Annotated in this window: 26 protein-coding genes and 1 riboswitch; of the genes, 12 read left to right on the top strand and 14 right to left on the bottom strand. The window is 59.4% G+C overall.

The genetic code is table 11. The features are described from left to right. Window positions 1-36 precede the first annotated feature (36 nt). The gene (gene yegD / locus SANT_RS05990) at window positions 37-1,395 is read left to right on the top strand and encodes a molecular chaperone (protein ID WP_025421396.1); all 1,359 of its coding nucleotides are present in this window, start codon (window positions 37-39) and stop codon (window positions 1,393-1,395) included. 114 nt (window positions 1,396-1,509) lie between these two features. Here yegD and ureG read toward each other — a convergent pair whose 3' ends face one another. From ureG to SANT_RS05955, 7 genes are all read right to left on the bottom strand, one after another. Continuing rightward, window positions 1,510-2,127: an urease accessory protein UreG gene (gene ureG / locus SANT_RS05985; RefSeq protein ID WP_025421395.1), complete on the bottom strand. Its 618-nt coding sequence runs from the start codon at window positions 2,125-2,127 to the stop codon at window positions 1,510-1,512. 71 nt (window positions 2,128-2,198) lie between these two features. Then, window positions 2,199-2,900, bottom strand: coding sequence for an urease accessory protein UreF (locus SANT_RS05980; RefSeq protein WP_051440121.1), 702 nt, complete (start codon window positions 2,898-2,900; stop codon window positions 2,199-2,201). Then, window positions 2,878-3,354 (bottom strand): urease accessory protein UreE, encoded by a 477-nt coding sequence (gene ureE / locus SANT_RS05975; RefSeq protein WP_025421393.1) that lies wholly within the window; start codon window positions 3,352-3,354, stop codon window positions 2,878-2,880. The genes SANT_RS05980 and ureE overlap by 23 nt, the downstream gene beginning before the upstream one ends. Window positions 3,355-3,371: 17 nt before the next feature. Then, window positions 3,372-5,075 carry an urease subunit alpha gene (gene ureC, locus SANT_RS05970; RefSeq protein ID WP_025421392.1) on the bottom strand — a complete coding sequence of 568 codons (1,704 nt, stop codon included), beginning with the start codon at window positions 5,073-5,075 and terminating at the stop codon, window positions 3,372-3,374. After that, entirely contained in the window at window positions 5,072-5,389 is a 318-nt protein-coding gene (locus SANT_RS05965) for an urease subunit beta (protein WP_025421391.1), read from the bottom strand. Before SANT_RS05965 ends, ureC begins: the two co-directional genes overlap by 4 nt. A gap of 15 nt (window positions 5,390-5,404) precedes the next feature. Further along, a complete protein-coding gene (locus SANT_RS05960) occupies window positions 5,405-5,707 on the bottom strand; it encodes an urease subunit gamma (protein ID WP_025421390.1) in 303 nt (100 codons plus the stop codon). A gap of 10 nt (window positions 5,708-5,717) precedes the next feature. Further along, window positions 5,718-6,575: an urease accessory protein UreD gene (locus tag SANT_RS05955; RefSeq protein WP_025421389.1), complete on the bottom strand. Its 858-nt coding sequence runs from the start codon at window positions 6,573-6,575 to the stop codon at window positions 5,718-5,720. 519 nt (window positions 6,576-7,094) lie between these two features. On the opposite strand from SANT_RS05955, the gene SANT_RS05945 reads away from it, so the two are divergent. Next, window positions 7,095-7,274, top strand: coding sequence for a hypothetical protein (locus tag SANT_RS05945; protein WP_025421387.1), 180 nt, complete (start codon window positions 7,095-7,097; stop codon window positions 7,272-7,274). Here SANT_RS05945 and SANT_RS05940 read toward each other — a convergent pair. Beyond that, complete coding sequence (locus SANT_RS05940) at window positions 7,271-8,224, bottom strand: aldo/keto reductase (RefSeq protein WP_025421386.1); 954 nt, start codon at window positions 8,222-8,224, stop codon at window positions 7,271-7,273. The two genes, SANT_RS05945 and SANT_RS05940, sit on opposite strands and share 4 nt — an antisense overlap. A gap of 609 nt (window positions 8,225-8,833) precedes the next feature. On the opposite strand from SANT_RS05940, the gene mdtD reads away from it, so the two are divergent. The 7 genes from mdtD (at window position 8,834) to SANT_RS05905 (ending at window position 16,663) form a co-directional block, all read left to right on the top strand. Further along, complete coding sequence (gene mdtD, locus SANT_RS05935; RefSeq protein WP_051440119.1) at window positions 8,834-10,288, top strand: multidrug transporter subunit MdtD; 1,455 nt, start codon at window positions 8,834-8,836, stop codon at window positions 10,286-10,288. After that, window positions 10,288-11,676, top strand: a complete 1,389-nt coding sequence (baeS, locus tag SANT_RS05930; RefSeq protein ID WP_025421384.1) for a two-component system sensor histidine kinase BaeS — start codon at window positions 10,288-10,290, stop codon at window positions 11,674-11,676. Before mdtD ends, baeS begins: the two co-directional genes overlap by 1 nt. Further along, window positions 11,669-12,376, top strand: a complete 708-nt coding sequence (gene baeR / locus SANT_RS05925; protein ID WP_025421383.1) for a two-component system response regulator BaeR — start codon at window positions 11,669-11,671, stop codon at window positions 12,374-12,376. The genes baeS and baeR overlap by 8 nt, the downstream gene beginning before the upstream one ends. A gap of 82 nt (window positions 12,377-12,458) precedes the next feature. Further along, on the top strand, window positions 12,459-12,797 hold the full coding sequence (locus SANT_RS05920; RefSeq protein ID WP_025421382.1) for a YegP family protein: 339 nt from the start codon (window positions 12,459-12,461) through the stop codon (window positions 12,795-12,797). A 189-nt stretch (window positions 12,798-12,986) separates the two neighbouring features. Beyond that, window positions 12,987-14,363 carry a tRNA 5-hydroxyuridine modification protein YegQ gene (gene yegQ, locus SANT_RS05915; protein WP_025421381.1) on the top strand — a complete coding sequence of 459 codons (1,377 nt, stop codon included), beginning with the start codon at window positions 12,987-12,989 and terminating at the stop codon, window positions 14,361-14,363. 318 nt (window positions 14,364-14,681) lie between these two features. Next, window positions 14,682-15,593, top strand: coding sequence for a lipid kinase YegS (gene yegS / locus SANT_RS05910; protein WP_038668266.1), 912 nt, complete (start codon window positions 14,682-14,684; stop codon window positions 15,591-15,593). 137 nt (window positions 15,594-15,730) lie between these two features. Beyond that, on the top strand, window positions 15,731-16,663 hold the full coding sequence (locus SANT_RS05905) for a hypothetical protein (protein ID WP_025421379.1): 933 nt from the start codon (window positions 15,731-15,733) through the stop codon (window positions 16,661-16,663). Here SANT_RS05905 and thiD read toward each other — a convergent pair. The 3 genes from thiD to SANT_RS05890 all read right to left on the bottom strand — a co-directional run bounded on the left by thiD (window position 16,610) and on the right by SANT_RS05890 (window position 19,496). After that, window positions 16,610-17,413: a bifunctional hydroxymethylpyrimidine kinase/phosphomethylpyrimidine kinase gene (thiD, locus tag SANT_RS05900; RefSeq protein WP_025421378.1), complete on the bottom strand. Its 804-nt coding sequence runs from the start codon at window positions 17,411-17,413 to the stop codon at window positions 16,610-16,612. The genes SANT_RS05905 and thiD overlap by 54 nt on opposite strands. Further along, entirely contained in the window at window positions 17,410-18,198 is a 789-nt protein-coding gene (gene thiM / locus SANT_RS05895; protein ID WP_398458726.1) for a hydroxyethylthiazole kinase, read from the bottom strand. Before thiM ends, thiD begins: the two co-directional genes overlap by 4 nt. A gap of 45 nt (window positions 18,199-18,243) precedes the next feature. Beyond that, window positions 18,244-18,344, bottom strand: a riboswitch (TPP riboswitch). Window positions 18,345-18,770: 426 nt separating this feature from the next. Next, window positions 18,771-19,496 carry a helix-turn-helix transcriptional regulator gene (locus SANT_RS05890; protein ID WP_025421376.1) on the bottom strand — a complete coding sequence of 242 codons (726 nt, stop codon included), beginning with the start codon at window positions 19,494-19,496 and terminating at the stop codon, window positions 18,771-18,773. Window positions 19,497-19,769: 273 nt separating this feature from the next. On the opposite strand from SANT_RS05890, the gene SANT_RS05885 reads away from it, so the two are divergent. After that, complete coding sequence (locus SANT_RS05885) at window positions 19,770-20,255, top strand: GNAT family N-acetyltransferase (RefSeq protein WP_081730421.1); 486 nt, start codon at window positions 19,770-19,772, stop codon at window positions 20,253-20,255. Window positions 20,256-20,321: 66 nt separating this feature from the next. Here SANT_RS05885 and tsuB read toward each other — a convergent pair whose 3' ends face one another. From tsuB to SANT_RS05870, 3 genes are all read right to left on the bottom strand, one after another. Then, window positions 20,322-20,546 (bottom strand): thiosulfate utilization sulfurtransferase TsuB/YeeD, encoded by a 225-nt coding sequence (tsuB, locus tag SANT_RS05880; RefSeq protein ID WP_025421374.1) that lies wholly within the window; start codon window positions 20,544-20,546, stop codon window positions 20,322-20,324. A gap of 21 nt (window positions 20,547-20,567) precedes the next feature. After that, on the bottom strand, window positions 20,568-21,623 hold the full coding sequence (gene tsuA, locus SANT_RS05875) for a thiosulfate utilization transporter TsuA/YeeE (RefSeq protein ID WP_025421373.1): 1,056 nt from the start codon (window positions 21,621-21,623) through the stop codon (window positions 20,568-20,570). A 125-nt stretch (window positions 21,624-21,748) separates the two neighbouring features. Next, entirely contained in the window at window positions 21,749-22,681 is a 933-nt protein-coding gene (locus tag SANT_RS05870; protein ID WP_025421372.1) for a LysR family transcriptional regulator, read from the bottom strand. Between the two features lie 95 nt (window positions 22,682-22,776). On the opposite strand from SANT_RS05870, the gene SANT_RS05865 reads away from it, so the two are divergent. Further along, complete coding sequence (locus tag SANT_RS05865) at window positions 22,777-23,910, top strand: DSD1 family PLP-dependent enzyme (protein ID WP_025421371.1); 1,134 nt, start codon at window positions 22,777-22,779, stop codon at window positions 23,908-23,910. A 366-nt stretch (window positions 23,911-24,276) separates the two neighbouring features. After that, the gene (locus SANT_RS05860; protein WP_025421370.1) at window positions 24,277-25,689 is read left to right on the top strand and encodes a YfcC family protein; all 1,413 of its coding nucleotides are present in this window, start codon (window positions 24,277-24,279) and stop codon (window positions 25,687-25,689) included. Window positions 25,690-25,703 lie beyond the last annotated feature (14 nt).

Raw genomic sequence — 25,703 nt, 5'->3', positions numbered from 1 at the left:
CTAAAGTCTCCCGCCTCAACGGCATGGGAGGCAGTAATGTTTATTGGCTTTGACTACGGCACCGCCAACTGTTCGGTCGCGGTCATGACGGAGGAAACGCCGCGGCTGTTACCGCTGGATGGCGACTCACCCTATATGGCGTCGATGCTCAGCGCGCCCACGCGTGAAGCGGTCAGCGAATATCTGCACCGCGTCTGGCACATCCCCACCGGCAGCGACGAGAGCCAGCAGCTGCTGGCGCGGGCGATACGGTTTAACCGCGAAGAGGGGATCTTGCTGCGTGACCCTAGTCTGCAATTCGGTAGACAGGCGCTGGCCAGCTATATAGCCGATCCGGAGGACAGCTATTTCGTCAAATCGCCAAAATCGTTTCTTGGCGCCAATGGTTTAAAGCCGCCGCAAATCGCCCTGTTCGAGGATTTGGTGTGCGCCATGATGTGCCATATCAAGCGTCAGGCGGAGGCGCAAGTGCAGGCAGAGATAACCCAGGCGATGATCGGCCGGCCGATCAATTTCCAGGGCACCGGCGGAGATGAAGCCAACCGCCAGGCGCAGGGTATATTACAGCGCGCAGCGCAGCGGGCGGGCTTTACCGAGGTGGCTTTTCAATACGAACCCGTCGCGGCGGGGTTGGATTTTGAAGCCGGCCTAAGCGCGGAAACCCGGGTATTGGTGGTAGATATCGGCGGCGGCACCACCGACTGTTCATTACTGCTGATGGGGCCGAAATGGCGCGAGCTGCGCGATAGACAGCATAGCCTGCTTGGCCACAGCGGCTGCCGGGTCGGCGGTAACGATCTGGATATTATGCTGGCGTTCAAACATCTGATGCCGCTATTGGGGATGGGCGGCGCGATGGACAAAGGTCTGGCATTGCCGGCGCTGCCCTTCTGGCAGGCGGTGGCCATCAACGATATTCCGGCCCAGAGCGAGTTTTACAGCAGCGCGAATGGTCTGCTGCTGCGCCAACTGCTGCGCGATGCGGCCGAGCCCGAGGTCTTCGGCGCACTGCTTAAAGTTTACCGCCAGCGGTTAAGCTATCGGCTGGTGAAAAGCGCCGAGGAGAGCAAGATCGCGCTTTCATCCGCGCCGCGGGCGAGAGCGGAATTGAATTTTATTCAACCAGGGCTGGGCGCTGATCTCAATCCAACGCTGCTGGCGCAGGCCATCGAGCAGCCTTTGCAGCGGATCCTGGAGCAGGTCGACGCGGTGCTGACGCAAGGAGGCGCAACGCGCCCCGATGTGGTCTACCTGACCGGCGGCAGCGCTCGTTCGCCGCTGCTGCGTCAGGCGCTGGCGGACAGCCTGCCGGGGATCCCGCTCGCCGGCGGCGATGATTTCGGCTCCGTCACCGCCGGGCTGGCGCGTTGGGCGCAGCGTCAGTTTCGCGCCTGATGCCCCCGGCGTTTTACGCCGGCGGTGCCTACGGCGGCGGCCCGCGCCCCAGACCGACCTCCGCGCCGCCGCCCTTTATTCGCAGGGGTTGAGAGGCGGCGCCGGTGACGTAAATTACCCCGCCAGCATGCCCTGTTTAACGATAAAACCGACGATAGCCTCCAGCCCTTCGCCGGTTTTCAGATTGGTAAACGCCCAGGGACGCTGGGGGCGCATACGGTCGGTATCGCTCGCCATGACCGCCAGCGAGGCGCCCACATAGGGCGCCAGGTCGATTTTATTGATCACCAGAAAATCGGAACGCGTAATGCCCGGCCCGCCTTTGCGCGGAATTTTTTCCCCCTCGGCCACATCGATGACGTAAAGGGTTAAATCCGCCAGTTCGGGGCTGAACGTGGCGCTAAGATTATCGCCGCCGCTTTCCACAAAGATAATATCCAGGTTGCCGAACCGGCGCGCCAGTTCGTCCACCGCCGCCAGGTTCATCGAGGCGTCTTCGCGGATAGCGGTATGGGGACAGCCGCCGGTTTCCACACCGACGATACGCTCCGCCTCCAGCGCGCCGGCCTCGGTCAAAATACGTTGATCTTCTTTGGTATAAATATCGTTAGTCACCACCGCCAGCTGGTAGCGATCGCGCATTCCTTTGCACAAGGCTTCCAATAACGCGGTTTTACCCGAGCCGACCGGTCCGCCGACGCCGACGCGCAGCGGTTGTTTGTAGTGTGCCATTTGGACTCCCTGCAATCGAGTTAACATAGCGTTCCTGCATCGTGCCGGCGCCTCATGGACGGCGAGGACGGTCAGGAACGGAATAGACGTGAATATTGTGTTTCATGGCAGGCGGAGGCGATGGCCTGCAACGGAAAACTGCCGCCCAGCGCTGCGTCTTCCAGGGAAGCGGCGCGTTGCCAGGCCGCCGGCAGCGTGGCGGCCAACGCCGCCAGCAATCCCTGGGCCGTTTGCTGACCGAAGGGCACCAATTTCAGGCCCGCCATTACCGCCCCTTCCAACGTGCTATAGCCAAAGCCGAGCGCCAGCGGCTCTAGCGGTATCCGCCACTGGCACCCTAACCAGGCGAGCGCCGCCAGTCCGCTTTGTTGCAGCGCCGGCAAGCGATCCGCCGTTAGCGGCAGCGACGGCCACTGCGCCATCAACCGCACCAGCGCTTGCCCACGCTGCTGCTCTTCCAGCCGCAGCTCATGGGTTTCGCGGCAGCTTACCGCCATCGCCGCCCAGCGGGCAAAGCCGGCATCGTCCCGTTCGCGCGCGCACTGATATAAACGCTTTAGCAGCGGCCAATCCAGGCAACTGAGCTGATCGTCGATGAGCTGTTGCTGCCAACGGGCAAATGCCGCGGGGGAGTTGACCCAGCCGCACTCCACCGCCCACTCCAGCCCTTGAGAATAGGTAAATCCCCCTACCGGCAAGCTGGGGCTTATCAACTGCATCAGGCGCAGCAGCGCGCCGGGATCGTCAAATTCAGTGTTGATGGGGGTGTGCATGCCCGTGTCCATGCCCATGGTCGTGCGGCGCGCTTTGGTAGGCGCCCGCTTCCGGCTCGAAGGGCGCCTGCTCGACGCTCACCTCGGCCCCCAGGCCGCGCACCATGTCATCCAGCACATGATCGTGCTGGTAGCGCGCCCAGCCGGCCGCGATTTGCAGCGGCACATGCCGGTTGCCGAGATGGTAGCAAACGCGCGCCAGCAGCAGGCCATCACCGGCGATTACCGTGGAAACGGTTTCGGGGGCGGCAATGATGCGCACCACTTCGCTAACGTCATCATTGGCAAGCAGGTCTCCTCCGCGCAACAGATGGCCGCGGGGCAGCAGCAGCCCCGCCTCCCGCCCGTCATCCAGACGGATAGGCCCACGGCTTTTTAACCGCGTATCCAGCGCCAGCGTCGCGCTGGCGGTAACGGCATGGGCATGGTCAAGGCGTTGGGTCAATACAATCATCCGCAGATCCTGTCGGTTTAAAAAAGAAAATAGCGTTGCGCCATCGGCAGCACCGCGGCCGGTTCGCAGGTCAATAGTTGACCGTTGGCGCGCACCTGATAAGTCTGCGCATCCACCTCGATAGTGGGCTGCCAGTGATTGTTAATCATGTCCTTTTTGCGCACCGTGCGACACCCGCGCACCTCGCCGATGAGGCTTGCGAGCCCAAGCCGCGCGGGCAGATCCTGCGCGCGGGCCGCCGCGGACATAAACGTCATGCGCGTCGCGTGCCGGGCGCCACCCAGCGCGCCAAACATTGGCCGATAATGCACCGGTTGCGGCGTGGGAATGGAGGCGTTGGGATCGCCCATGGGCGCGGTGGCGATCATGCCGCCTTTGATCACCAGCGCGGGTTTGACACCGAAGAACGCCGGCGACCAGAGCACCAGATCCGCCAGTTTCCCTGGCGCAATAGACCCCACTTCATGGGCGATACCGTGGGTAATGGCCGGGTTGATGGTGTATTTAGCGATATAGCGTTTGACGCGGAAATTATCATTATCGCCGCGCTCTTCCGGCAGCGCGCCCCGCTGCTGCTTCATCTTGTGCGCCGCCTGCCAGGTGCGCAGGATAACCTCGCCGACTCGCCCCATCGCCTGGGAGTCGGAAGATAGCATCGAAAAGGCGCCCAGATCGTGCAATATATCCTCGGCGGCGATGGTTTCACGACGAATACGCGATTCAGCAAACGCCACGTCTTCGGCGATACCGGCATCCAGATGGTGGCAGACCATCAGCATGTCCAGATGCTCATCAATCGTATTGATCGTATAGGGCATGGTGGGGTTAGTGGACGACGGAAGAATATTGCCGGCGCCGCAAACGCGGATAATATCGGGCGCGTGGCCGCCGCCCGCCCCTTCCGTGTGGTAGGTATGGATGGTCCGATCGCCGATCGCCGCCAGCGTATCCTCGACGAAACCCGCTTCGTTGAGAGTATCGGTGTGGATAGCGACCTGGACATCATAGCGGTCCGCCACGCCAAGGCAGCAATCAATCGCCGCCGGGGTGGTCCCCCAATCTTCATGCAGCTTCAGCCCGATAGCGCCCGCCAGCACCTGCTCCTCCAGCGCCGCCGGCAGCGAGGCATTGCCTTTGCCGGTAAAACCAATATTGACCGGCAACGCCTCCGCCGCTTGTAGCATGCGCGCCAGGTACCAGGGGCCCGGCGTGCAGGTGGTGGCGTTAGTGCCGGCCGCCGGGCCGGTACCGCCGCCGATTAAGGTAGTCACGCCGGAACACAGCGCCTCTTGCGCCTGCTGCGGGCAAATAAAGTGAATATGCGCATCGATTCCGCCGGCGGTAACAATCTTTCCCTCCGCCGCCACGACCTCGGTGCCGGGGCCGATTGGCACCGTGACGCCCGGCTGCACATCTGGATTCCCGGCTTTACCGATGCACAGAATACGTCCATCTTTAACGCCGATATCCGCTTTCACAATCCCCCAATGATCGATAATCAGCGCATTGGTGAGCACCAGATCGACACAGTGCGCCGCGATCATTTGCCCCTGCCCCATCCCGTCGCGAATCACCTTTCCGCCGCCAAACTTCACCTCTTCGCCATAACAGGTGTAATCCTGCTCGACTTCCACCCACAAGTCGGTATCCGCCAACCGTACCGCGTCACCGGTGGTAGGACCGAACATATCGGCATAAGCACGCCGGGAAATATGGCTCATGTCTTTGGCTCCAATTTGCCCATGATTTGCGCGCGAAAACCATACACTTCCCGCTTGCCGTCGTAGGGCACCAGTTGAACATCCCGCGCCTGACCGGGCTCGAAACGTACCGCGGTGCCGGCGGCGATATCCAGCCGACAGCCACGGGCTGCGGCACGGTCAAATTTCAGCGCCGGGTTGACCTCGTAAAAATGAAAATGGGAGCCGACCTGTACCGGGCGATCACCATGATTGGCGACGGTTACCGTGACACGCGGACGACCGGCATTCAGTTCGATATCGCCCGCGGCGATACGCATTTCACCTGGGATCATTGCGCTTTTCTCATGTCAGATTATCGGGTCGTGAACCGTTACCAGTTTGGTACCGTCGGGAAAGGTCGCTTCCACCTGGACATCGGGGATCATGTCGGCAACCCCTTCCATCACCTCCTCGCGGGTCAGCACCTCCCGCCCCAGGCTCATGAGTTCGGCGACGGTACGGCCATCACGCGCCCCTTCCAGGATAGCGGCGCTGATGAGCGCCACCGCCTCGGGGTAATTAAGCTTTAAACCGCGCGCGCGCCGGCGCTCCGCCAATAACGCGGCGGTAAACAGTAACAGTTTGTCTTTTTCTCGGGGTGTTAATTGCATGCCAAATTCCTCACGTCGACCAGATCCGCGGCGCCACCGCGTCGCGTCCCATAATGCCGGGGCGTAATGCAGCCCACATCCGGTGCAACATTCCCTGTAACCGCTGGTTATCCTCCTCAAGCGCGCGCACCACCAGCAACGTCTCCAAGCGCGTGGCCCCTGCCGCTTTGATCCCGGCCGACGCAATGAGCGCCCGCGTTTGCGCCAGCATCGCCTCATCCGCCGGTGCGGCAAAAAAGGTAGCGCACAGCGGGTAGCCCCCGATTTTTCCCAGGTCGGGGCCTGTGACGCGCAATCGTTCCATCAGCCCGGCGGCGTCGGGCAGCGTGATGCGCAATTGCGTATCGAGCTCGCCCTCGCTAAAACGCTCCTCCATGACCGGGCGGCCAAAGCACAGCGTTTCAAAACCAATCAGCCGCGCGCCCGGGGCGAGGGTGAAGTCGGTTTGCATCCTCACCCTCGCTCCGGGAAAGAAAATATTTCCCTGCGGCAACCACTCCAGCGCGCTGTCGGCTCCCAGGGTAAAACGCTGGCGCAGCGCCGCCTGCGCGCCGGCGCTGCGGTAGAATTTCGTTGCGCCGGGCATGGTCAGCAGCGCCCGGCTGCCGGCAGCTAAGGTCACATTCAGATAAAGCCTGTCGCCCCCGACCACGCCGCCCGGAGGATGCAAAAGATAAACGTGGGGTAAGCCCTCCTCGGGATAGAACGGCCGCTGCACGGTAAACGGCCCGCGATGGCGCCGGCGGCTCAGCAGCGTACGTCCGTCACGTACGCTGAAATCCAGCGACAGCTCGCCCAACCACCCGGTTGAGTCCGGTTCAGACAGGCTGGCGGAGAGCGTCGCGGCGGCGGGTGGCGGGTGAATCATGCGGTTTTTACATCCTGGAAATGCGCTAATGGCAGGGCGAGATGCAAATTCTGATCCAGCGGGAGCAAGACGGCGGCGGCGCGGCGGCAAAGGGAACTGCACCAAAAAGTTGCACGCCACGCACCCAAAACGATCGCATGTGGGGTTAACGCACCATAATGGCGCGAAAGTCCTTTTCTCCTGCGTGGCCCCGCCAGCCCCCCTACCGCAAGGACGCGCTGGAAACGGATTTCCGCCTCTCGGCCATCTGCCATTTTGCCTGCCCTAATAACTCCGGCGGCCATCGGCATGCGCACTCGCCGCGTCGTTGCGACGCGCAGGGCGGTCAGATGCGTTCCACGCGCGCGACGTCGTCATAAGCTTTAACGATTGAATCTATTCGTATAAGCCATCCGCAGGGCGCCGCCGTTGCGCTATCATAGAGCCGTTTTCTAAGGCGGGTGATTGTCCTGCCGCGGCTCGGCCGCGGGGTTCGGCGCGCCCAAACCGTTTTTACCCGGATGTGAACAGGTGCGCGTTATGTATAATTTTTCCCGTTATCAGGCAAAGGAATTGGCGCTGGCGTATATGACCGGCCGTTCGGAACGTTTATCGCCGGCGGAATTTTTGCAGGCGCTGATCAGAGCGGAAAAAGCCTTCGATCACTTGCTCAAACATGGGCGCGAGCAGCCCGCCGACCTGGCGGTGAAGCTGTTTTAGCCCGCGCTGGCCTCATCCAGGGTGCGATAATCCTCGTCGCTGAGGGTTAACCGGGTCGCCTCCGCCAATTCCGCGAGCTGCGCCAGCGACGTTGCGCTGGCTATCGGTGCGGTGATAGCGGGATGCTTCATCTGCCAGGCCAGCGCTATCTGGGCCGGCGTCACCCGATAGGCTTCGCTGATGGCGTCTAGCGCTTGCAGGATCTGCATCCCGCGCGCATTGAGATAGCGTTCGATAACCGTCGCGCCGCGCGCGCTTTTGCCGGCGTCCTCTTTCGCGCGGTACTTTCCGCTTAAAAAGCCGCTGGCGAGCGCATAATAGTTGATAACCCCGACGCCATGGGCGGCTACGACCGGTTGTAGATCCTGCTCAAACATACGCCGATCGTAGAGGTTGAATTCCGGCTGAAGGCATTCATAGCGGGCTAAACCGTTTTGTTCGCTAATGCGCAACGCCTCGGCCAGACGCACGCCGCTGTAGTTGGAAGCGCCAATAACCCGTACCTTCCCTTCTTTGATCAACGCATCGAAAGCGCTTAGCGTTTCCTCGAGGCACACCGAAGCGTCATCGGTATGCGCCTGGTAAAGATCGATATACTCGGTTTGCAGCCGTCGTAGCGAATCGGTCACCGCTTGACGAATGTAGGCTGCCGATAACCCTTTCTTACCGGCGCCCATCGGCATGCCGACTTTGGTGGCCAGGATGATCCGATCGCGGTTGCCGCTCTTTTTTAACCACTCGCCGATGAGGGTTTCCGACTCACCGCCCTGGTTGCCCGCCGCCCAGTGGGAGTATTCATCGGCGGTATCGATAAAATTCAATCCGTTGTCCAACAGCGCATCGAGAATACTGAACGAGGTGGGCCGATCGACGGTCCAGCCAAAAACATTCCCGCCGAAGGCCAGCTTAGGCACCTGTAGACCTGAACGGCCAAGTGTTCTTTGTTCCATCGCCCTCTCCTTATTTAGCGTCGACACCGACCGGGTTTGCCCGGCAAAACCGCTTTCGACCACGCCCGGCACTCACCGTCCCGTTTAGCGTGACTATGAGCCCTATCCGCATGACAGGTTGGCCCTGTTCGCCTTAGGCCCAGCCGTTACCTTATAATAGCCAATCGCGGCTTCGATGGCGGGCGCGCAACAACCTATTACCGCTCCTGCGCATCAGCGCAGCGCCCGGAACTCCGTTAACCACAACCCGATCCTCGCCACCGAGCCTGGAGGTGCGGATTTCGCGCGAGCGCCGGCCGCGCCAAACGCGGGGCTAATGAGCGCGGCCCTGGACGCCGGAAGAGACCTCCTTAATTCCTCCATTTTTCTCCTAAGCCCATTGGCTACACTTATTATCATTTTACAGTGCGATGAACGTGCACCGCGACAACGCATCCCACTATCGGCGGGACGCAGGGTGCTCCTGCCGACGAAAGCTGTTCGGCGGCATAGCCGCGAGCGCGGTGGGCGGCGCCCCTGCCGCCAAGGGCTATTTTTTTGATACACTCTGTGCGCAACAGCACCGCCGGCGTTCCGTCGCCCACGTTCTAAGAGGGGTAATCGCGTTTTATGTTCAGGCTTTTGTTTCGTTCCCGCACAGAACACACACCGCCCGCTCAATCCGCCACGGTGCGCTGGCAGCTCTGGACCGTAGCGTTCGGCTTTTTCATGCAAACGCTGGATACCACTATCGTCAATACCGCCCTGCCGTCAATGGCGCACAGCCTCAACGAAAGCCCGCTGCGCATGCATTCCGTCATCGTCAGCTATGTGTTGACGGTCGCGGTAATGTTGCCCGCCAGCGGCTGGTTGGCGGATCGCTTCGGGGTGAAAAAGGTGTTTTTCAGCGCCATTGTGCTGTTCACCCTGGGCTCGCTGCTGTGCGCGCGCGCCACCAGCCTGCAAGACCTGGTGATGTCCCGGGTCATGCAAGGGGTTGGCGGCGCGATGATGGTGCCGGTTGGCCGGCTGACGGTAATGAAAATCGTCCCCAGAGCGCAGTATATGGCGGCGATGGCCTTCGTCACCCTGCCGGGCCAGATTGGACCGCTGGTAGGACCGGCGCTGGGAGGCTTTTTAGTGGAGTACGCCAGTTGGCACTGGATATTCCTCATCAACTTGCCGGTGGGCATTATCGGCGCCATGGTGACCTGGTGGCTGATGCCCAATTACACCATGCAGACCCGACGCTTTGATTTTGGCGGCTTCCTGCTGCTGGCGCTGGGCATGGCGACGTTAACGCTGGCGCTTGACGGGCATAAGAGCCTGAATATCAGCCTGGCCAACGTGACGGCGCTGGTGGTGGTCGGCGTGCTGGCGCTGCTGTGTTATTACCTGCACGCGCGCGGCAACGACAATGCCCTGTTTACGTTGCGTCTGTTTGACACGCCTACTTTTTCCCTGGGCCTGACCGGCAGTTTACTCGGACGGATCGGCAGCGGCATGCTGCCGTTCATGACGCCGCTGTTTTTGCAGTTGGGTCTCGGTTTTAGCCCTTTTCACGCTGGGCTGATGATGATACCGATGGTCATCGGCAGCATGGGCACCAAGCGGCTGATAGTACAGATCGTTAATCGGTTCGGTTATCGGCATGTGCTGACCGGCGCCACCTTGGGACTGGCGGTGATTAACCTGCTTTTTCCCCTGGTCGCGCTGGCGGGCTGGCTATACGCGATTCCCGTGGTGCTGCTGCTGCAAGGGGTGGTGAATGCGATGCGTTTTACCTCGATGAATACGCTGACCTTGAAAGATCTGCCGGATTCGCTGGCCAGCGGCGGCAACAGCCTATTGTCGATGGTTATGCAGCTATCGATGAGCCTCGGGGTCACCATTGCCGGCATACTGCTTGGTCTGTTTGTACCGGCCCATACCCTGGACGGCAGCACCAATATGCATGCCGTCTTTATCGCTACCTACTTGTGCATGGCGGTGGTGATTGCGCTGCCGGCGCTGGTTTTCGCCCGCGTGCCGGCGGATAGCGGACAAAACGCGGCGCTCGCCCAGCGTAACGGCGAGGGTTCCTGATGCGCTACGGGATCACCGCCAAATTGTTTTTCGCCCTGTTTGCCACCTGTATGCTGGTGGTCATCACCATGCAGTGGGGCGTGAGGGTCAGTTTCGAGCACGGTTTTATCCACTATATTAAACGCAGCAACACCCAGCGTATAAGCCTGCTCGGCAACGCACTGGCGGAGCAGTACGCCCTGCACGGCAGTTGGGAATTTCTCCATAATAATCAGCGGCTGGTGTATCAGCTGCTGCGTTCGTTTGAGCAGAGCGCCGAAGAGAGCCGCGATTTACCACCTCACGGCTGGCGCACGCAAATTTGGGTGCTGGATAACCGCCAGCGAAAACTGGTCGGCCCGCCCGGCCCTCCGCCCGCTGAAGGGCCGCGCTATGCTATCCGCGCCGATGACCAAATCGTCGGCTGGCTGGTGTCCACACCTATAGAGCGGCTGACCCGCAACGCCGATATCACCTTCGACACTCAGCAGCGCCGTACCAGCTGGCTTATCGTGGCCCTGGCCGCGCTGCTGGCGGCGGCGGTGGCCTGGTTCACCGCCCGCGGTCTGCTGGCGCCGGTCAAACGTCTCATTATCGCGACCCACAGGCTGGCCGCCGGCGATTTCTCGGCCCGCGTGCCGGAAAGCTCGCGCGATGAGTTAGGCCGGCTGGCACGGGATTTCAACCTGTTGGCGATGACGCTGGAAAAAAATCAGGCCACGCGCCGGGCGTTTATGGCCGATGTGTCCCACGAGCTGCGCACGCCGCTGGCGGTGCTGCGCGGCGAACTGGAGGCGTTGCAGGACGGCGTCAGGCGTGCCGGGCCGGAATCGCTGAGCTCGCTGCTGGGGGAGGTGGCACTGCTTACCAAACTGGTGGCGGATCTGCATCAGCTTTCCCTCTCGGATTCGGGGGCGCTGAGTTACCGCAAAGCCAGGTTGGACCTGGTGCCGCTGCTGGAAAGGTCGCTGGAGGGCTTCGCCGACCGTTTTCAGCTAAAAAACATTGCGCTCAGCCAGCAGTTGCCGCCGTCGGTCACGGTATTCGGCGATGCGGAACGTCTGAGCCAATTATTCCATAATGTGCTGGAGAACAGCCTGCGCTATACCGATGAGGGCGGTCAGTTGCGCATCGTGGGCGACGTGGACGACGGCAGGCTTACCCTGCGCTTTTTCGACAGCGCGCCGGGCGTGGAACCGCACCAGCTGCCGCATATTTTTGAACGTTTTTACCGCACGGAAGGGTCACGCAATCGCGCCAGCGGGGGATCGGGGCTGGGTCTGGCGATTTGTCACAACATCGTCGACGCGCACGGCGGGCAAATCAGCGCCGCAGATTCGCCTTTAGGCGGGTTGCAAATCACGCTAGAATTACCCCTCGACCCCAGACCCGTAACCGTCTATGACTGAAGACACAACCGCTGCGCCGATTATCCTTGTCGTGGAAGATGAGCCCAAACTGGGACAATTGCTGGTGGATTACCTTGAGGCGGCGGACTACCGCACGCGCTGGCTCACCCGCGGCGACGGCGTCATCGATTATTTGCAATCGGAGCGCGCCGACCTGGTGCTGCTCGATCTCATGTTGCCGGGCCGGGACGGTTTAAGCGTGTGTCGCGACCTACGGCGCTTCTCCGACGTGCCGGTGATCATGATCACCGCGAAAACCGAGGAAATCGATCGCCTGCTCGGGCTGGAAATCGGCGCCGATGACTATATTTGCAAACCCTATAGCCCGCGCGAAGTGGTGGCGCGGGTGAAAGCGATTTTACGGCGCAGCGGTAGCCGCGCGCCCGCCGAACAGGCCGCCGCGCTCCATATTGATGAGAGCCGTTTCCAGGCCAGCTACCGGGGCGTGCCGCTGGACTTGACCCCGGCGGAGCTGCGGCTTTTGAAAATTCTCTCCAGCGCGCCGGGAAAAGTCTTTTCCCGCGAAGCCTTGCTCAACCAGCTGTATGACGATTATCGGGTGGTGACCGACCGCACGATTGATAGCCATATCAAAAACTTGCGCCGAAAGCTCGAAAGCCTGGCGGAGGAGGAGGCGTTTATCCGGGCGGTCTATGGCGTGGGCTATCGCTGGGAATCGACCCCCTGCGAGTTAAAATAACCGATTCAGCCACGGTGAAATTCAGAATCCTCTCCTATACTGCCAAGAGCGCGAAAGCGCCGAACAGAAGAGGAGGGCTTGTATGTCAACCGGTCATTATGAGCTACAAAAAGTGCGAAATGGACACTTCCTTTTTCATCTAAAAGGGAACAATGGTGAGACTATTCTCCACAGCGAAACGTTTTCCAGCAAAGCCTCCGCCGAGAATGCCATCACTTTCGCCCGGTATGTTGCGCCGGATGAAACCAATTATGAACTGAAACAGAACAGCGATGACGCCGCTTATTTTGTGCTGCGCGGGAAGAATCAGCAGATTATAGGCCACAGCAATCCTTATAATTCGCTCAAAGCGGCAAAACAGGGTATCAGGGCAGCAATGGCCCTCGCCATCACCCTGGAAATCAAGGATATGACCCACTAGCCACTCCAGGCCGGCGCCCCGCGCCGGTCTGGTTGTGCGCGGCGGCGTTTATTGCCCGGGATCAAGCCGCCGGCCGAAAAACCGCCCTTCCCGCCATTACCTCCTGCTTTTTTCTCCTTTAGGCGCTAAAATCGCCGCCGCAATACTGCCCATGCAGGGCAGCCTGACCTGACATCAGACGAGGGACCCATGTTGACACCGGAATTACTTTCTCCCGCCGGCTCGCTAAAAAATATGCGCTACGCCTTTGCCTATGGCGCCGACGCGGTTTATGCCGGCCAGCCCCGCTATAGCCTGCGGGTGCGCAATAATGAATTCAATCACCAGAATCTGGCGTTGGGCATCGCGCAAGCCCATCAGTGGGGCAAAAAATTCTACGTAGTGGTGAATATCGCCCCGCACAACGCCAAGCTAAAAACCTTTTTGCGCGATCTGCAGCCCGTTATCGCCATGGGGCCGGATGCCCTGATTATGTCGGATCCCGGCCTGATTATGCTGGTTCGCGAGGCGTTTCCGGCCATGCCGATACATTTATCGGTACAGGCCAATGCGGTTAACTGGGCTACGGTGAAATTTTGGCAACAGGCCGGCCTGAGCCGCGTCATTTTGTCGCGGGAATTGTCTTTGGAAGAGATAGGCGAGATCCGCGCCCACGTGCCGGAAATGGAAATCGAGGTGTTTGTGCACGGCGCGCTGTGTATGGCCTATTCCGGCCGCTGTCTGCTGTCGGGCTATATCAATAAGCGCGATCCCAATCAAGGCACCTGCACCAACGCCTGCCGCTGGGAATACAAGGTGCATGAAGGTATGGAAGACGAGGTGGGCAATATCGTCCACGCGTCGTCTATCCCGGTAACGGAAATTGATGCGCCGCTGGGCGAAGGGGCGCCGACGGACCAGGTTTTCATGCTTGAGGAGGGACAACGCCCCGGCGAATACCTGTCCGCCTTCGAGGATCAGCACGGCACCTATATTATGAACTCCCGCGATCTGCGCGCGGTGCAGCATGTGGAACGGTTGGCGGCCATCGGCGTACATTCGTTGAAAATCGAGGGGCGCACCAAGTCGTTTTACTATTGCGCCCGCACGGCCCAGGTCTATCGCCGGGCGATTGACGACGCCGTCGCCGGCAAACCCTTTGATCCCAGCCTGCTCACGACCCTGGAAGGGCTGGCCCACCGCGGCTATACCGAAGGCTTTTTGCGCCGCCATACCCATCAGGAGCTGCAAAACTACGACTATGGCTACTCGGTATCCGACCGGCAACAATTTGTCGGTGAATTCAGCGGCGAACGCCGCGGCGACCGGGCGGAAGTCTGGGTGAAAAATAAGTTCGCCTGCGGCGACAGCGTCGAACTGATGACGCCGCAGGGTAATATTCGCTTTACGGTGACAAGTATGACCAACGGCCAAGACGACGCCATTGAGGTCGCGCCGGGTAACGGCCATACGATTTATCTGCCGGTGCCGCCGGAGGTCGATGTACGCTTTGCGCTGCTGTTGCGCAATCTCGGCGGTACCACCACCCGTCAGCCGCACGGCAGGCCAGACGCCGCCATCGCCTGATTTTTATCCGGTAATTAGAATTGGGTCACAATCCCATGGACGGGAACGGGGTATAATCCGTTTGCTGAAAAAAAGGAAAACAACGACCAGTTACTCACCAGGACCACCTCTTTTGCCAGCTCATCCTCCCTTGAGCTGGCACTTTATTTTCCCATTCCTTCTCCTCACGACTATCACGCCCGGCTATCCTTGCGCCCGTCAAGATATTTCCTTTCGCCGGCGCTCGACTTTCCCGTGGCCCAAGTTAGTATCTATGCTTAAATAAATGCCGCCTCCGCAAGCGGTCAATCCTCCGATTTCAGCAAGGAAACAGCCTCAATGGAAGCACAGGTGCCAAAACAGCCGGCGTCACTCCTGATCCTCAACGGCAAAAGCGCCGGCAATGAAGAGCTGCGCCAGGCGGTCAAATTTTATCGCCAGGAAGGCTACCCGCTATTCGTCCGCGTCACCTGGGAGCAGGGCGATGCGCAACGCTACGTCGCGGAAGCGGTTGAGCTCGGCGTAGCCACCGTCATCGCCGGCGGCGGCGATGGCACCATCAACGAAGTCGCCGGCGCCCTGACGCTGCTGCCGGCACAACAGCGCCCGTGCCTCGGCATTTTGCCGCTCGGCACCGCCAATGATTTTGCCACCGCCTGCACCTTCCCGCTGGAGATGGATAAAGCGCTGCTGCTGGCGATAGCCGGCAAACCAACGCCCATCGATATCGCCCAGGTCAATAACGACCGTTTCTTCATCAATATGGCAACCGGCGGCTTCGGCACGCGCATCACCACGGAAACGCCGGAAAAACTGAAATCGGCGTTGGGCGGCGCCTCTTATTTCATCCACGGCCTGCTGCGCATGGATACGCTCAAGGCGGACAGCTGCGAAATCCGCGGGCCGGATTTCCGCTGGCAAGGCGATGCGCTGGTGATCGGCATCGGCAACGGCCGCCTGGCGGGCGGCGGCCAGGCCCTCTGCCCGGGGGCGCTGATTAATGATGGCCGGCTGCAGTTGCGCATTATCGCCTCGGAAGAGTGGCTCCCGACGCTTATCAATAGTCTGGCGAGCGGCGATGATCACCCGCAATCCATCAGCGCCTCCCTGCCCTGGTTACAGGTTGATGCACCGAATGAGATTACCTTTAATCTGGACGGGGAACCGCTGCGCGGCCGCCAATTCCATATCACCGTCATCCCCGCCGCGCTAACCTGCCGGCTGCCGCCGCAGTGTCCCCTGCTGGCGTGAGCGGCGCGGCAAAGAGGCGACCGCGCGCGCTGAGTTGATCTTCCGCACATTAATCACAGTTTTCGGCGGGTTAAAGGGGAATCTGTATAACAACTTGAGTTAAGCTATCTGCCATATCTTTCCCTCAGGATGCCTTTATGCCGCTCTTTACCCCTGACGCCACGATGCCGCCGTCGCTCTACTACAGCGCGGGCGAAGCCCACCCCTTGGCAACGCTTGCCGTCGATACCATCGACCATATCGTTAGCGATTTGCGTATCCATTCCAGCGAACGAGAACACTATGTGACCGGATGGATGGGCGCCCATAGCGTCGTCATCATTCATCACTATCAGGACAAACGTGGCACCGCGAGTGGCCTGGTGCTGACCAAAGAGGGCGAATTACGGCTGAGCGTGCAGTCCATTACTTTCCGCATCCCCAAATTTTTACTGTGGATGTCGCTGCGCCGCAGGCCTCGTACCATGGCCCTGATTACCTATGGCCAACTGGGCGAGCGGCAAAGCCCGCTGGTGCAATATTCCCAGTTGACGGATAAAGCGTTAAAACAGCGGCTGGAGCAGGAATGGCAGGCGCTCAACGACTACGTCGGAATGGCGTGTTACCAGTTGGAAAATGATCAACCGCTCTGGCGGACCCTCATGGACAGCCTCAGCGCCGATGCCCTCGCTCAGTGGGTCGACTCCTCCCGTTTCGACGACAAGCGCCTACAGCAGGATGGAGACTTCACCGGTTTTTGGGCAGGCAATGTCTTTATCAGCCGTCGACAGGGCGCGGTGCCGGCGCTGCAACTGCTTTGGCGCGATGCGCAAAACCAGATCCAGCCGGGCTATATTTATACCCTGGCCGCCAGTACCGCTCAGGCGGAAGCAAACGCGCAGGCACAATCGCGTCCCGCCTTGCTGATCCGGCCGCAGCGCGCCGAGACCAGTTTCATGCTTAACGCGTTCGATGCGCGGCATTTGCAGCTGGCGCATGACCTGCTCACCTACGCCGCCGGCATTCTTGAAGGGGTATCACCACCACTCATGGAAATGATGGACCGGTCCGATACCCTGCCCCACGCGTAAATCATCGGCATGCAGCAGCGCCTGCTGCAGCCACGCTTTGGCCGCCCGCAGGGTTTGCGGCCAATCATCATAACGCGGGCGCAGCGCGGCCAGCGCGGCTGACAGCGTGCAGCCGGTGCCGTGGGTGTGGCGTGTGGCGACCCGCGCGCTGTCGAAGCGCAGCTCATACTCCGGGCTTATCAGCCAGTCCGGGCTCGCGCCGCCGGCCAAATGGCCGCCTTTCATCACCACCGCCTGACACCCCAACGCCAGAAGCGCGCGGCCCTGCTGACGCATTTGATGCTCATCCACCGCCGGCGCACAGCCGAGCAGGACCGCCGCCTCGGGCAGATTGGGGGTAATAATTGACGCTAACGGCAACAAAATATCCCGCAGGCTGGTGACCGCGTCCTCATCCAACAGCGCATCGCCGCTTTTCGCAACCATGACCGTATCGAGTACCAGCCAGGGAATGGGGTATTTTTGCAGCTTGGCCGCCACCGCGCGGATAACCGATGCTTGTCCGAGCATACCGATTTTGGCGCTATCGATACGCACGTCGCTCAGCACCGACTCCATCTGCTCCGCCACAAACGCCGCATCAATGGGATAGACCGACTGTACGCCGCGCGTGTTTTGCGCCACCAGCGAGGTCACAACCGTAGTGCCATAGGCGCCGAGCGCGGAAAAGGTTTTCAAATCGGCCTGGATACCGGCCCCGCCGCTGGGATCGGTGCCGGCGATGGACAGCGCATAGTAAATTCGACTCATTGCACATCCTCCGCGCACAGACGATACAACTCATCGAGCATGCCGCTGGAAAAGCTGCCAGGCCCCGCTGCCCAGGCGGCGGTCAGACGGCCGGCACGGGCCATCAGCCGGCAGGCGCCGGCGACATTGTCCAGCCGCTCGCCCGGCAAGGCCGTGCAGGCGGCCACCACCGCCGACAATGCGCAACCGGTACCGGTCACGCGCGTCATTAACGGATGGCCGTCATCGACCTGCCAGACGCGAATACCGTCGGTAATCACGTCTACCGCGCCGGTTACCGCTACCACCGCGCCGCAATCCTTGGCCAGCGCCCGTGCGGCGGGCAGCGCTTGCAGGGAATCATCGCCGCTGTCAACGCCGCGGCCGGCAGGGGCAATGCCGGCCAGCGCTAAAATTTCCGAGGCGTTACCGCGCACCGCCGCCGGTTGCAGGGTCAATAGATGCCGGGCGAAATGACTGCGGTAATCCAGCGCGCCGACGCCGACGGGATCCAGAACCCAAGGCGTACCCGCCGTCCTGGCGGCGGCGATCGCCGCTAGCATGGCCGCGGCGCGCTGCTGGCATAGCGTGCCGATATTAATCAATAAGGCATCTGCGATGGCGCTGAATTGCGCGGCCTCTTCCGGCTCCACCACCATAGCGGGGGAAGCGCCCAAAGCCAGCAGCGTGTTGGCGGTGATGGTTTGCACCACGTCATTGGTGAGGCAGTGCACCAGCGGCGCCTGCTGGCGCAGTTGCAGCAGGGTCTGGGCGGCAATTGCGCCCGGTAATTCGGAGGGTTGCATGGTTCTCATTCTCCCACCGGCGATCAAGAAGGCGGTTCCGCGGGTGAATGGATACCGTGACTTCCCTACGCTGGTATGATCCAGTTCAGGTAATACGGGTATTTCTCAGCCTTAACCTGGCGGTCGAGGCACCCCGAGTCATTGATAAAACAGCATTTTTAGGGATAAACGGCGATATCTTCCTTCGGGCATGATAGCCCAATGGCCCGGCGGAATACAATCCATTTACGCTCTAGCGTCTGACAAACGCGTCAACCAACGGAACCACCGCGCTTTCGGTCCCGATCACGCGTTTCACCGTTGCCGCGTGCCCGACAGCGATGCCCCGGGCCAGCACGGCGCGTTAATTTACCTCTTTATTTTCCAGGTTTACCCGACGGGGGGTTATTAGCTCGAGTCTTTTAATGACGTCCAAGCGCTGGGAGAACAAAGACACAAATGGTGTGGGAACTAAAGGAATGGAATCGACATCCTCCACCGCAAAGTAGGTTATACAGATTAAATAAAAAAAATGGATTAATTAGTAGGGTCTCAATGGTATCGTTGAATTGAGAAGGAAATCTTCTAGACGACTAACTTAACAGTTTCAGTTCCATTGCGCGCGTGATAGCGTGTTTTGCGTTCGCCACACCGAGTTTATTGATAATATTGCGAATATGAAATTTAACGGTCCCCTCGCGGATAGACAGGATAGTGGAGATTTCATTATAGGTTTTACCCACGCTTGCCCAGAACAACACCTCTTTTTCTCGCGGCGATAGCCGGCAGGGTTCTGGTTCAGTCCCCTGGGTCACCTGTTCCTTACGTGCGTCGAAAAAGCGGATGACTTTTTCATGGGTGGTGATGAGCAACATCTGAAATTTATCTTTTTCACGCTCTATGACATCATAAAAATCAGCACCTTGCTTCATCTGAATTATTGTTAGCGTCGCCAGATTGTTGTCAGGATCATGCAGCGTGAAGGTATAACCATTGTCAAGGGCGTAATCGCTAGACATCTTATAAAAGTTTTGGTCCGGCAGATTGGGATTATTTTGCCAGCTAAAAGGCGTAAATTTACGGCAGGCGATCAGCATTACCGGGTCAATTTTTTGAAAACCATAATTACGATATTGATTCAGCCAGCCCGCCGGGTAATCGGATATCATATAGGCAGGGTGTCCTTCGTCCTTATTCATCATGAAGTAGGCGAAAGTGAAAACATCGGAATCGTTAAATATATGTGAAAGATAAAGTTTAATATTTTTCTTCATCTGGTTGTTGAATAGCATATAATCCTTATCGCTTGGGTCACCCATTATCTCTACCTGTTATATTTATTTGAATGAACGGAATAATCGCACCGATGATGGAAATCCGGCGCTGCAGTTATTTTACTTTATGATTATTGGATAGTATAAGAAGCCCACAATGGAAGCAACCACTAACAGAGGTGTTTATAATTATCCGTCACAGTATCGGGCCGCACAAATCAATCCGTTGCGGTTGCTTTGATTAGCCTGAACATTAAATAACATGTACTATAATTAACTCTCACACATCTTTGGGTTCCCCGGCCAGCAGGACATGCAATGAACAGCAACAGCGGCGACATTACCGTCAGAAATTATCAGGAAGCGGACCGCCCCTTTTTGCGCACGCTGTTTCTCGCCTCACGCAAAGCAAACTGGCTGTGGCTGGACGACCGCCACTGGCAGTTGGAGGATTTTGACGCGGTCACGCTTGGGGAAAAGATCCTGGTGGCGGAAATCGACCAGGCTATCGCCGGCTTTGCTTCGCTCTCGGTGCAAGACCGTTTTTTGCATAACCTGTTCATTGCTCCCCAGTGGCAGCGGCAAAAGGTGGGGACCGCCCTGCTGGACGCCTGCTATCCCTTATGCCGGGGCACGATGGCGCTGAAGTGCCTCATGCTCAATCAACGCGCGCTGCGTTTCTATCTGCATAACGGCTGGCGCGTCATTACTACCGGTTTGGCGGAGAACGGCGAATACTATCTGATGCACCACCGCCAGCCGCCGGCTTCATCGCGTCGAAACGCCGCATCCACGCGCCCTTGATGGCGGCCAGTGCCGCCATCAAGGGCTTTGGCGATGCGCCGTCTGCGCTATTCCCCGGGTGCCGCCTCAGGCTTTTTTAAGCGTGATGCTCCACTGTGCGGCTCCCACCTGCTGGTAATCGGTAACGAGATGCCCCTGTTCCGCCGCCCATTGGGGCAGACTTTCCGTCGCCTGCGTGCAGTCGAAGTCAATAACCAACTCGTCGCCGGCCTGTAACGCCGCCATCGCGGACTGCGCTTCGATAAGCGGGAAAGGACACACCTGGCTGATAACATCAAGTTTCTTAATCATTACGTTTCCTTATTACCTGTATTAGGCTGATGCCGCGCGCAACGCCGCCCGGCGCCGCGGGCGTACGAACAGATACCATGACGCCGTCCAGACGCCCAAAATCATAAAGGCCAACCCGACCCAGCCCTGCCAGGTCAGCATGGCGGTCATCACCAGGCCGTTGCCGATGGAACACCCGCCGGCGGCTGTCGCGCCGAAACCCATCAGGATGCCGCCGGCGCAACTGCGCATCGAGGTGGCGGCATCGGCGGCGCGCAGGCGGAATTCGCCGCTGCCTTTGGCGGCGATGAACGCGCCAAGGAAAATGCCCAGTACTAAAAACACCCCCCAATTGATGAATTTGTCATCCCCTATCACCAGATACTGCACAATATTGGCGCTCGGCGCGGTAATGCCCAGGCCGAAGAGGCGCCCAGAGGCGATACTTAACGGCCAGGCCAGCGTCGCGATAAGGCCTATCACTACGGCAGTGGCAAAGGGATGCCAGCGTTTTTCAAACAGTAAATGGGCAAGCCCGGTTTTTTTTGCCGGTAGTGCGGCTACCGCCAGCGTCGGTTTTTTCAATTCCCGGCGCGCTAACCAGACGGTCACCAGCACCAGTAGGGCGATGAACAGCCAGGGAGACAAGCCCAAGGTATCCGCCATCGAATTATGGGCAGTATGGAAGGAGGCAAGGTGTTGATTGAAACGAGCCAGATGCGGGGAGCGCATTACGGCGCTGGTTAACATATAGGCCGCCAGGGCAATCCAACTGCCGATTAACCCTTCGCCGGCGCGGTACCAGGTACCGGTCGCACAGCCGCCGGCCATGACGATCCCAATACCAAAGACGTACCCGCCAACGATAGTGCCCAACCAGGGAAAAGCGCCGGCATCGTAACTGAACTGCCCCGCGGCGATGAGGGTATATACGCCGATGCTTTGAATAGCGATGGCAATCAGTAAGGCGTAGAAGAGACGATTATTTTTGGCCAGATACATATCGCGAAAACCGCCCGTTAGGCAGAATCGCCCCCGTTGCATAACAAAGCCAAGAAGCGCACCGCAAATGAGCCCGGTGAAAAGTGTTTTCAGCATAATAAATATTCTATATCAAAACATTAGGATATATAATTATTCTCCCCACCTGCACGGCCCGCCAATATCCAAATACACTATTATATAAAGAAAAAATATTTCCCCCGCCCGCGGTGACGACAGACTCACCCGCGCCGCGCCGCCGCCTGCCATCGCTGGCGCCAGGGAGCCTGCGGCTGGAATTGCTCCTGCATCATACGCATAAATGCGCGCGTCCGCTCCGGCAGCCCTGCGCCCTGGTGGGTAAGCGCCACGACATTGGCGTCGGGCAATCGCCAGTCAGGCAACAGCGGCAACAGTTTTCCCTCCGCCAGGGCATCCGCCACATCCCATTCCGAACGCATGATGACGCCCAGCCCCTCCACCGCCCATTGCCGGATCACTTCGCCGTCGTTGCTGATTAATATCGGTTGCGTACGAATGTTGACCGTGGTGCGCCGCGATCGTAGCTGCCACAGCGTCACGTCTTCGTTGTTTTCATGCAGCGCGATGGTCGGTAGCGTCGCCAGATCCTGCGGATGTGCCGGCTGGCCATAGCGTTCGATAAACGCCGGCGAGGCGCAGAGCAGGCGTCGATTGGGCGCGATGTAATGGCTAATCAGGTTCGATGAACGCAACTCGCCAATATGGATAACCAGATCGCTACGGTCGCTGCTGGCGACCAAGGGCTGGTCGGAGAGCGTCATTCTGATATCCACGTCAGGATAGCGCTGGCGAAATGCGGCGACTACCGATGCGACATAGCGCCGGCCGAAGCCGAAAGGGGCATTGATGGCGAGGCGGCCGACCATTCCGTGCCGCCTGGCATGCAGCGTCTCCATCAGGCCGGCGATCTCATCGATAATCCCCACGCCGCGCTGGCACAACAGCTCGCCCTCGTCGGTAAACTGCAACTGACGCGCACTGCGGTCCACCAGTTGGATACCCAACTTTCGTTCAAGCTGCTGTAGCCGCTGGGTCACCGCGGAGGCGGTGAGGCCGAGTTTATGCGCCGTCGCCAGCAGGCTGGCGCTTTCCCGGATCACCAGCAGAAACTGTATATCGGAGGAGTTCAGCATAACTGAATCATAGAATTAGCATAATTAAATATCAATGATCTCCAGATTGATTAGTATAAAAAAATCGTCTTACCGTCTCCGTCAAGGATTTCTTCATGCATCTCCACCAGCTCGACACCCCGTGCGCAATCGTGGATCGCGCGCGGCTACAAGAAAACATACAGCGCATGCAGCAGCGCATGAACCAGCTGGGGGTGAAATTCCGGCCGCATGTCAAAACGTCCAAATGTCTTGAGGTCGTCAATTTGCAACTGGCGGCGGGCGCCCACGGCATTACCGTATCGACGTTAAAAGAAGCCGAGGTCTTTTTCGCCGCCGGGATCCGCGACATTTTGTACGCTGTGTGTATTTCCGCCCGCAAGCTCCCGCGGGTGCTGGCGCTGCGCCGTCAGGGCTGCGATCTGAAGATTATCGTCGATAATGCCGAGTCGGCGCGCCAGGTCGGCGAATTCGGCCGCGCCCATGATGAACATTTCGAGGTCTGGATTGAAGTCGATACCGATGGTCATCGCGCCGGTATTGATCCCGCGGAAGGTGAGTTGCTGACGGTGGCGGCGCAGTTACAGGAAAACGGTGCCACCGTGGGCGGCGTGTTAACCCATGCCGGCTCCAGCTATGAACTGCATTCGCCGGAAAAACTTGCCGCTCTGGCGGAACAAGAGCGGGCCGGCGCGGTGCTTGCCGCCACCCGGTTGCGTCATGCCGGTATTCCCTGCGAGCAGGTCAGCGTAGGATCTACGCCCACGGCTTTCGCCGCGCAGCAGCTGGCGGGGGTCACTGAGGTGCGCGCCGGAGTCTACGCCTTTTTCGATTTGGTGATGCACAACGTCGGCGTTTGCCAACTGGACGATATCGCTTTAAGCGTGTTGACCACGGTCATCGGTCATCAGCGGGAGAAAGGCTGGGTTATGGTGGACGCCGGCTGGATGGCCCTGAGCCGCGACCGCGGCACCGCCAGCCAACAGCGGGATTACGGTTACGGACAGCCCTGCCGGCTGGACGGCACTCCCTTCGACGGCTTTATTGTTATCGGCGCCAATCAAGAGCACGGCATTATTGCCGCCCAACCGTCCCAACCTGCGGCCGATATCACCACCTTATTTCCCCTGGGGGCACAATTGCGCATTTTACCCAACCACGCCTGCGCCACCGGCGCGCAGCATGCGGTAATGCATGCCTGCGATGCGCAAGGCAATACCGCGCCCTGGTCACGATTTCAGGGCTGGTAACGCGCCCGCGGCAAGCGGGCGACCACAGCCGGCGCGGTAGACGTGCTTAGCCGGCGCGAGTCCTGCGCGCTACAAGGGCGCCTGGGACCGAACAAGCACTGCGCGCTACAAGGGCACCTGGGACCGCACAAGTACTGCGCGCTACAAGGGTACCTGGGACCGCGCAAGCACTGCGCGGCGCGAAGGTATCAAGTACAGACCCAGTAATACGCCCAGTCCGCGCGGTGAGCGCGGCGCAAGCACCCAACACGGCGAAAGTGAGGATTGGCCGGCGCGACGCCGCCGGCCAATGGGAAAGGCTACCCGAAGAGTAAGTAGTTGAAGTTGATAGCAATGTTTGATTAATTTACTTTGGGAGGGGCAGTAATGCAGCACGATATCACCGCAGACCCGACGCGTAACGCACCGGCAACCCAGCGCAACCGAAAGACCGGTACCATCAATCCCTATGTCCTGTTGTTCATTATGCTGGTCATTACCGCGGCGGCAACCTGGATCGTTCCGCCTGGTGAATTCGACCATGTCCTGCGCGAGGGGGTGAAATTTGCCGTACCGGGCAGCCTTCATCCTGTCGCGCGCAGCGGCGTCGGTCCGGGAACATTATTTACCTTTATCGCCGAGGGTATGGTGAAGTCCGCGCCGATTATTTTCTTAATCCTCTTTACCGGCGGCGCGGTTAACGTGTTGGAACAGTCCGGCGCGCTGAGCAATGCGCTAAACGCCATGGCGCGGCGCAAAGGCAGCAGCGACACGGTAATCATCCTTAGCGTCTGCGCGGTGTTCTCGGTGCTGGGCACCACAGGCGTTGTCATCAATTCGGTGGTGGCGTTTATTCCGTTAGGCATGCTATTGGCGCGCTCGATGAATCTGCCGCGTATTTTCGGCGTCGGTCTCATCTACCTGGGTACCTATGCCGGCTTCAACGCCGCCATCATCAACCCGGGCACCACCGGCCTGGCGCAGCGTCTGGCCGAACTGCCGCTGTTTTCCGGCATGGGGTTTCGCCTGGGCATTTATCTCGCTTTTGCCGTCTGCGCAATCGTTTTCCTCACCCTTTATGCCCGCCGCTGTCGCCGCGAAGGCGTGGCTAACGAAGACGAAAACGCACAACAGCACATCACCGCCAACGTCACTCCCTCCCATTGGCTTATTCTGGCTTTCACCGCCCTTGCGCTACTAACGTTCATTTACGGCGCGGTCAACTACGGCTGGTCCGAGAACGAAATGTCGGCAATGTTTATTGTCGTGGCGCTGGGCGTCGGCCTGATTGCCCGAATGCGGGGCGGCGCTATCGCCGACACCTTTTTACAAGGCTGCGCCCAACTGATTCCGGGCGCGCTGATTGTCGGTCTAGCGCGGGCGATTGCGCTGGTGCTGGGGCACGGGCATATTCTCGATACACTCGTGAACGCCATTGCCGGCCTGCTTGCGCCATTAAATGAAATGTTCGCGGCTCTGGGAATGTTCATCAGCGCTGCGGTGATGCATATCGCCATCTCTTCCGGTTCAGGGGAATCGGCCGCGCTGGTGCCGCTGTATGTCCCGCTGGGCGATGCGTTGCACATCACCCGTCAGGTGACGGTCGAAACCATTCTGCTTGGTGAAGGCGTCATTAACTCGGTCAATCCCACCTCCGGCGTAATGATGGCCGTACTGGCCATCGGCCGCATCGGCTATGGTCAGTGGCTGCGGTTCGTCTTTCCCCTCACGCTCATGTGGCTCGTCATCGCCATCATCGCCATCATCATCGGCGTTCAGATCCAATGGGGCCCCTTTTAAGGCGGGCAAATAAC

It is taken from the genome of Sodalis praecaptivus (genome assembly GCF_000517425.1).
Classification (GTDB): domain Bacteria; phylum Pseudomonadota; class Gammaproteobacteria; order Enterobacterales; family Enterobacteriaceae; genus Sodalis_A; species Sodalis_A praecaptivus.
Note: the sequence above shows the minus strand (reverse complement) of the source record. Positions and strands in the feature narration are given on the sequence as shown.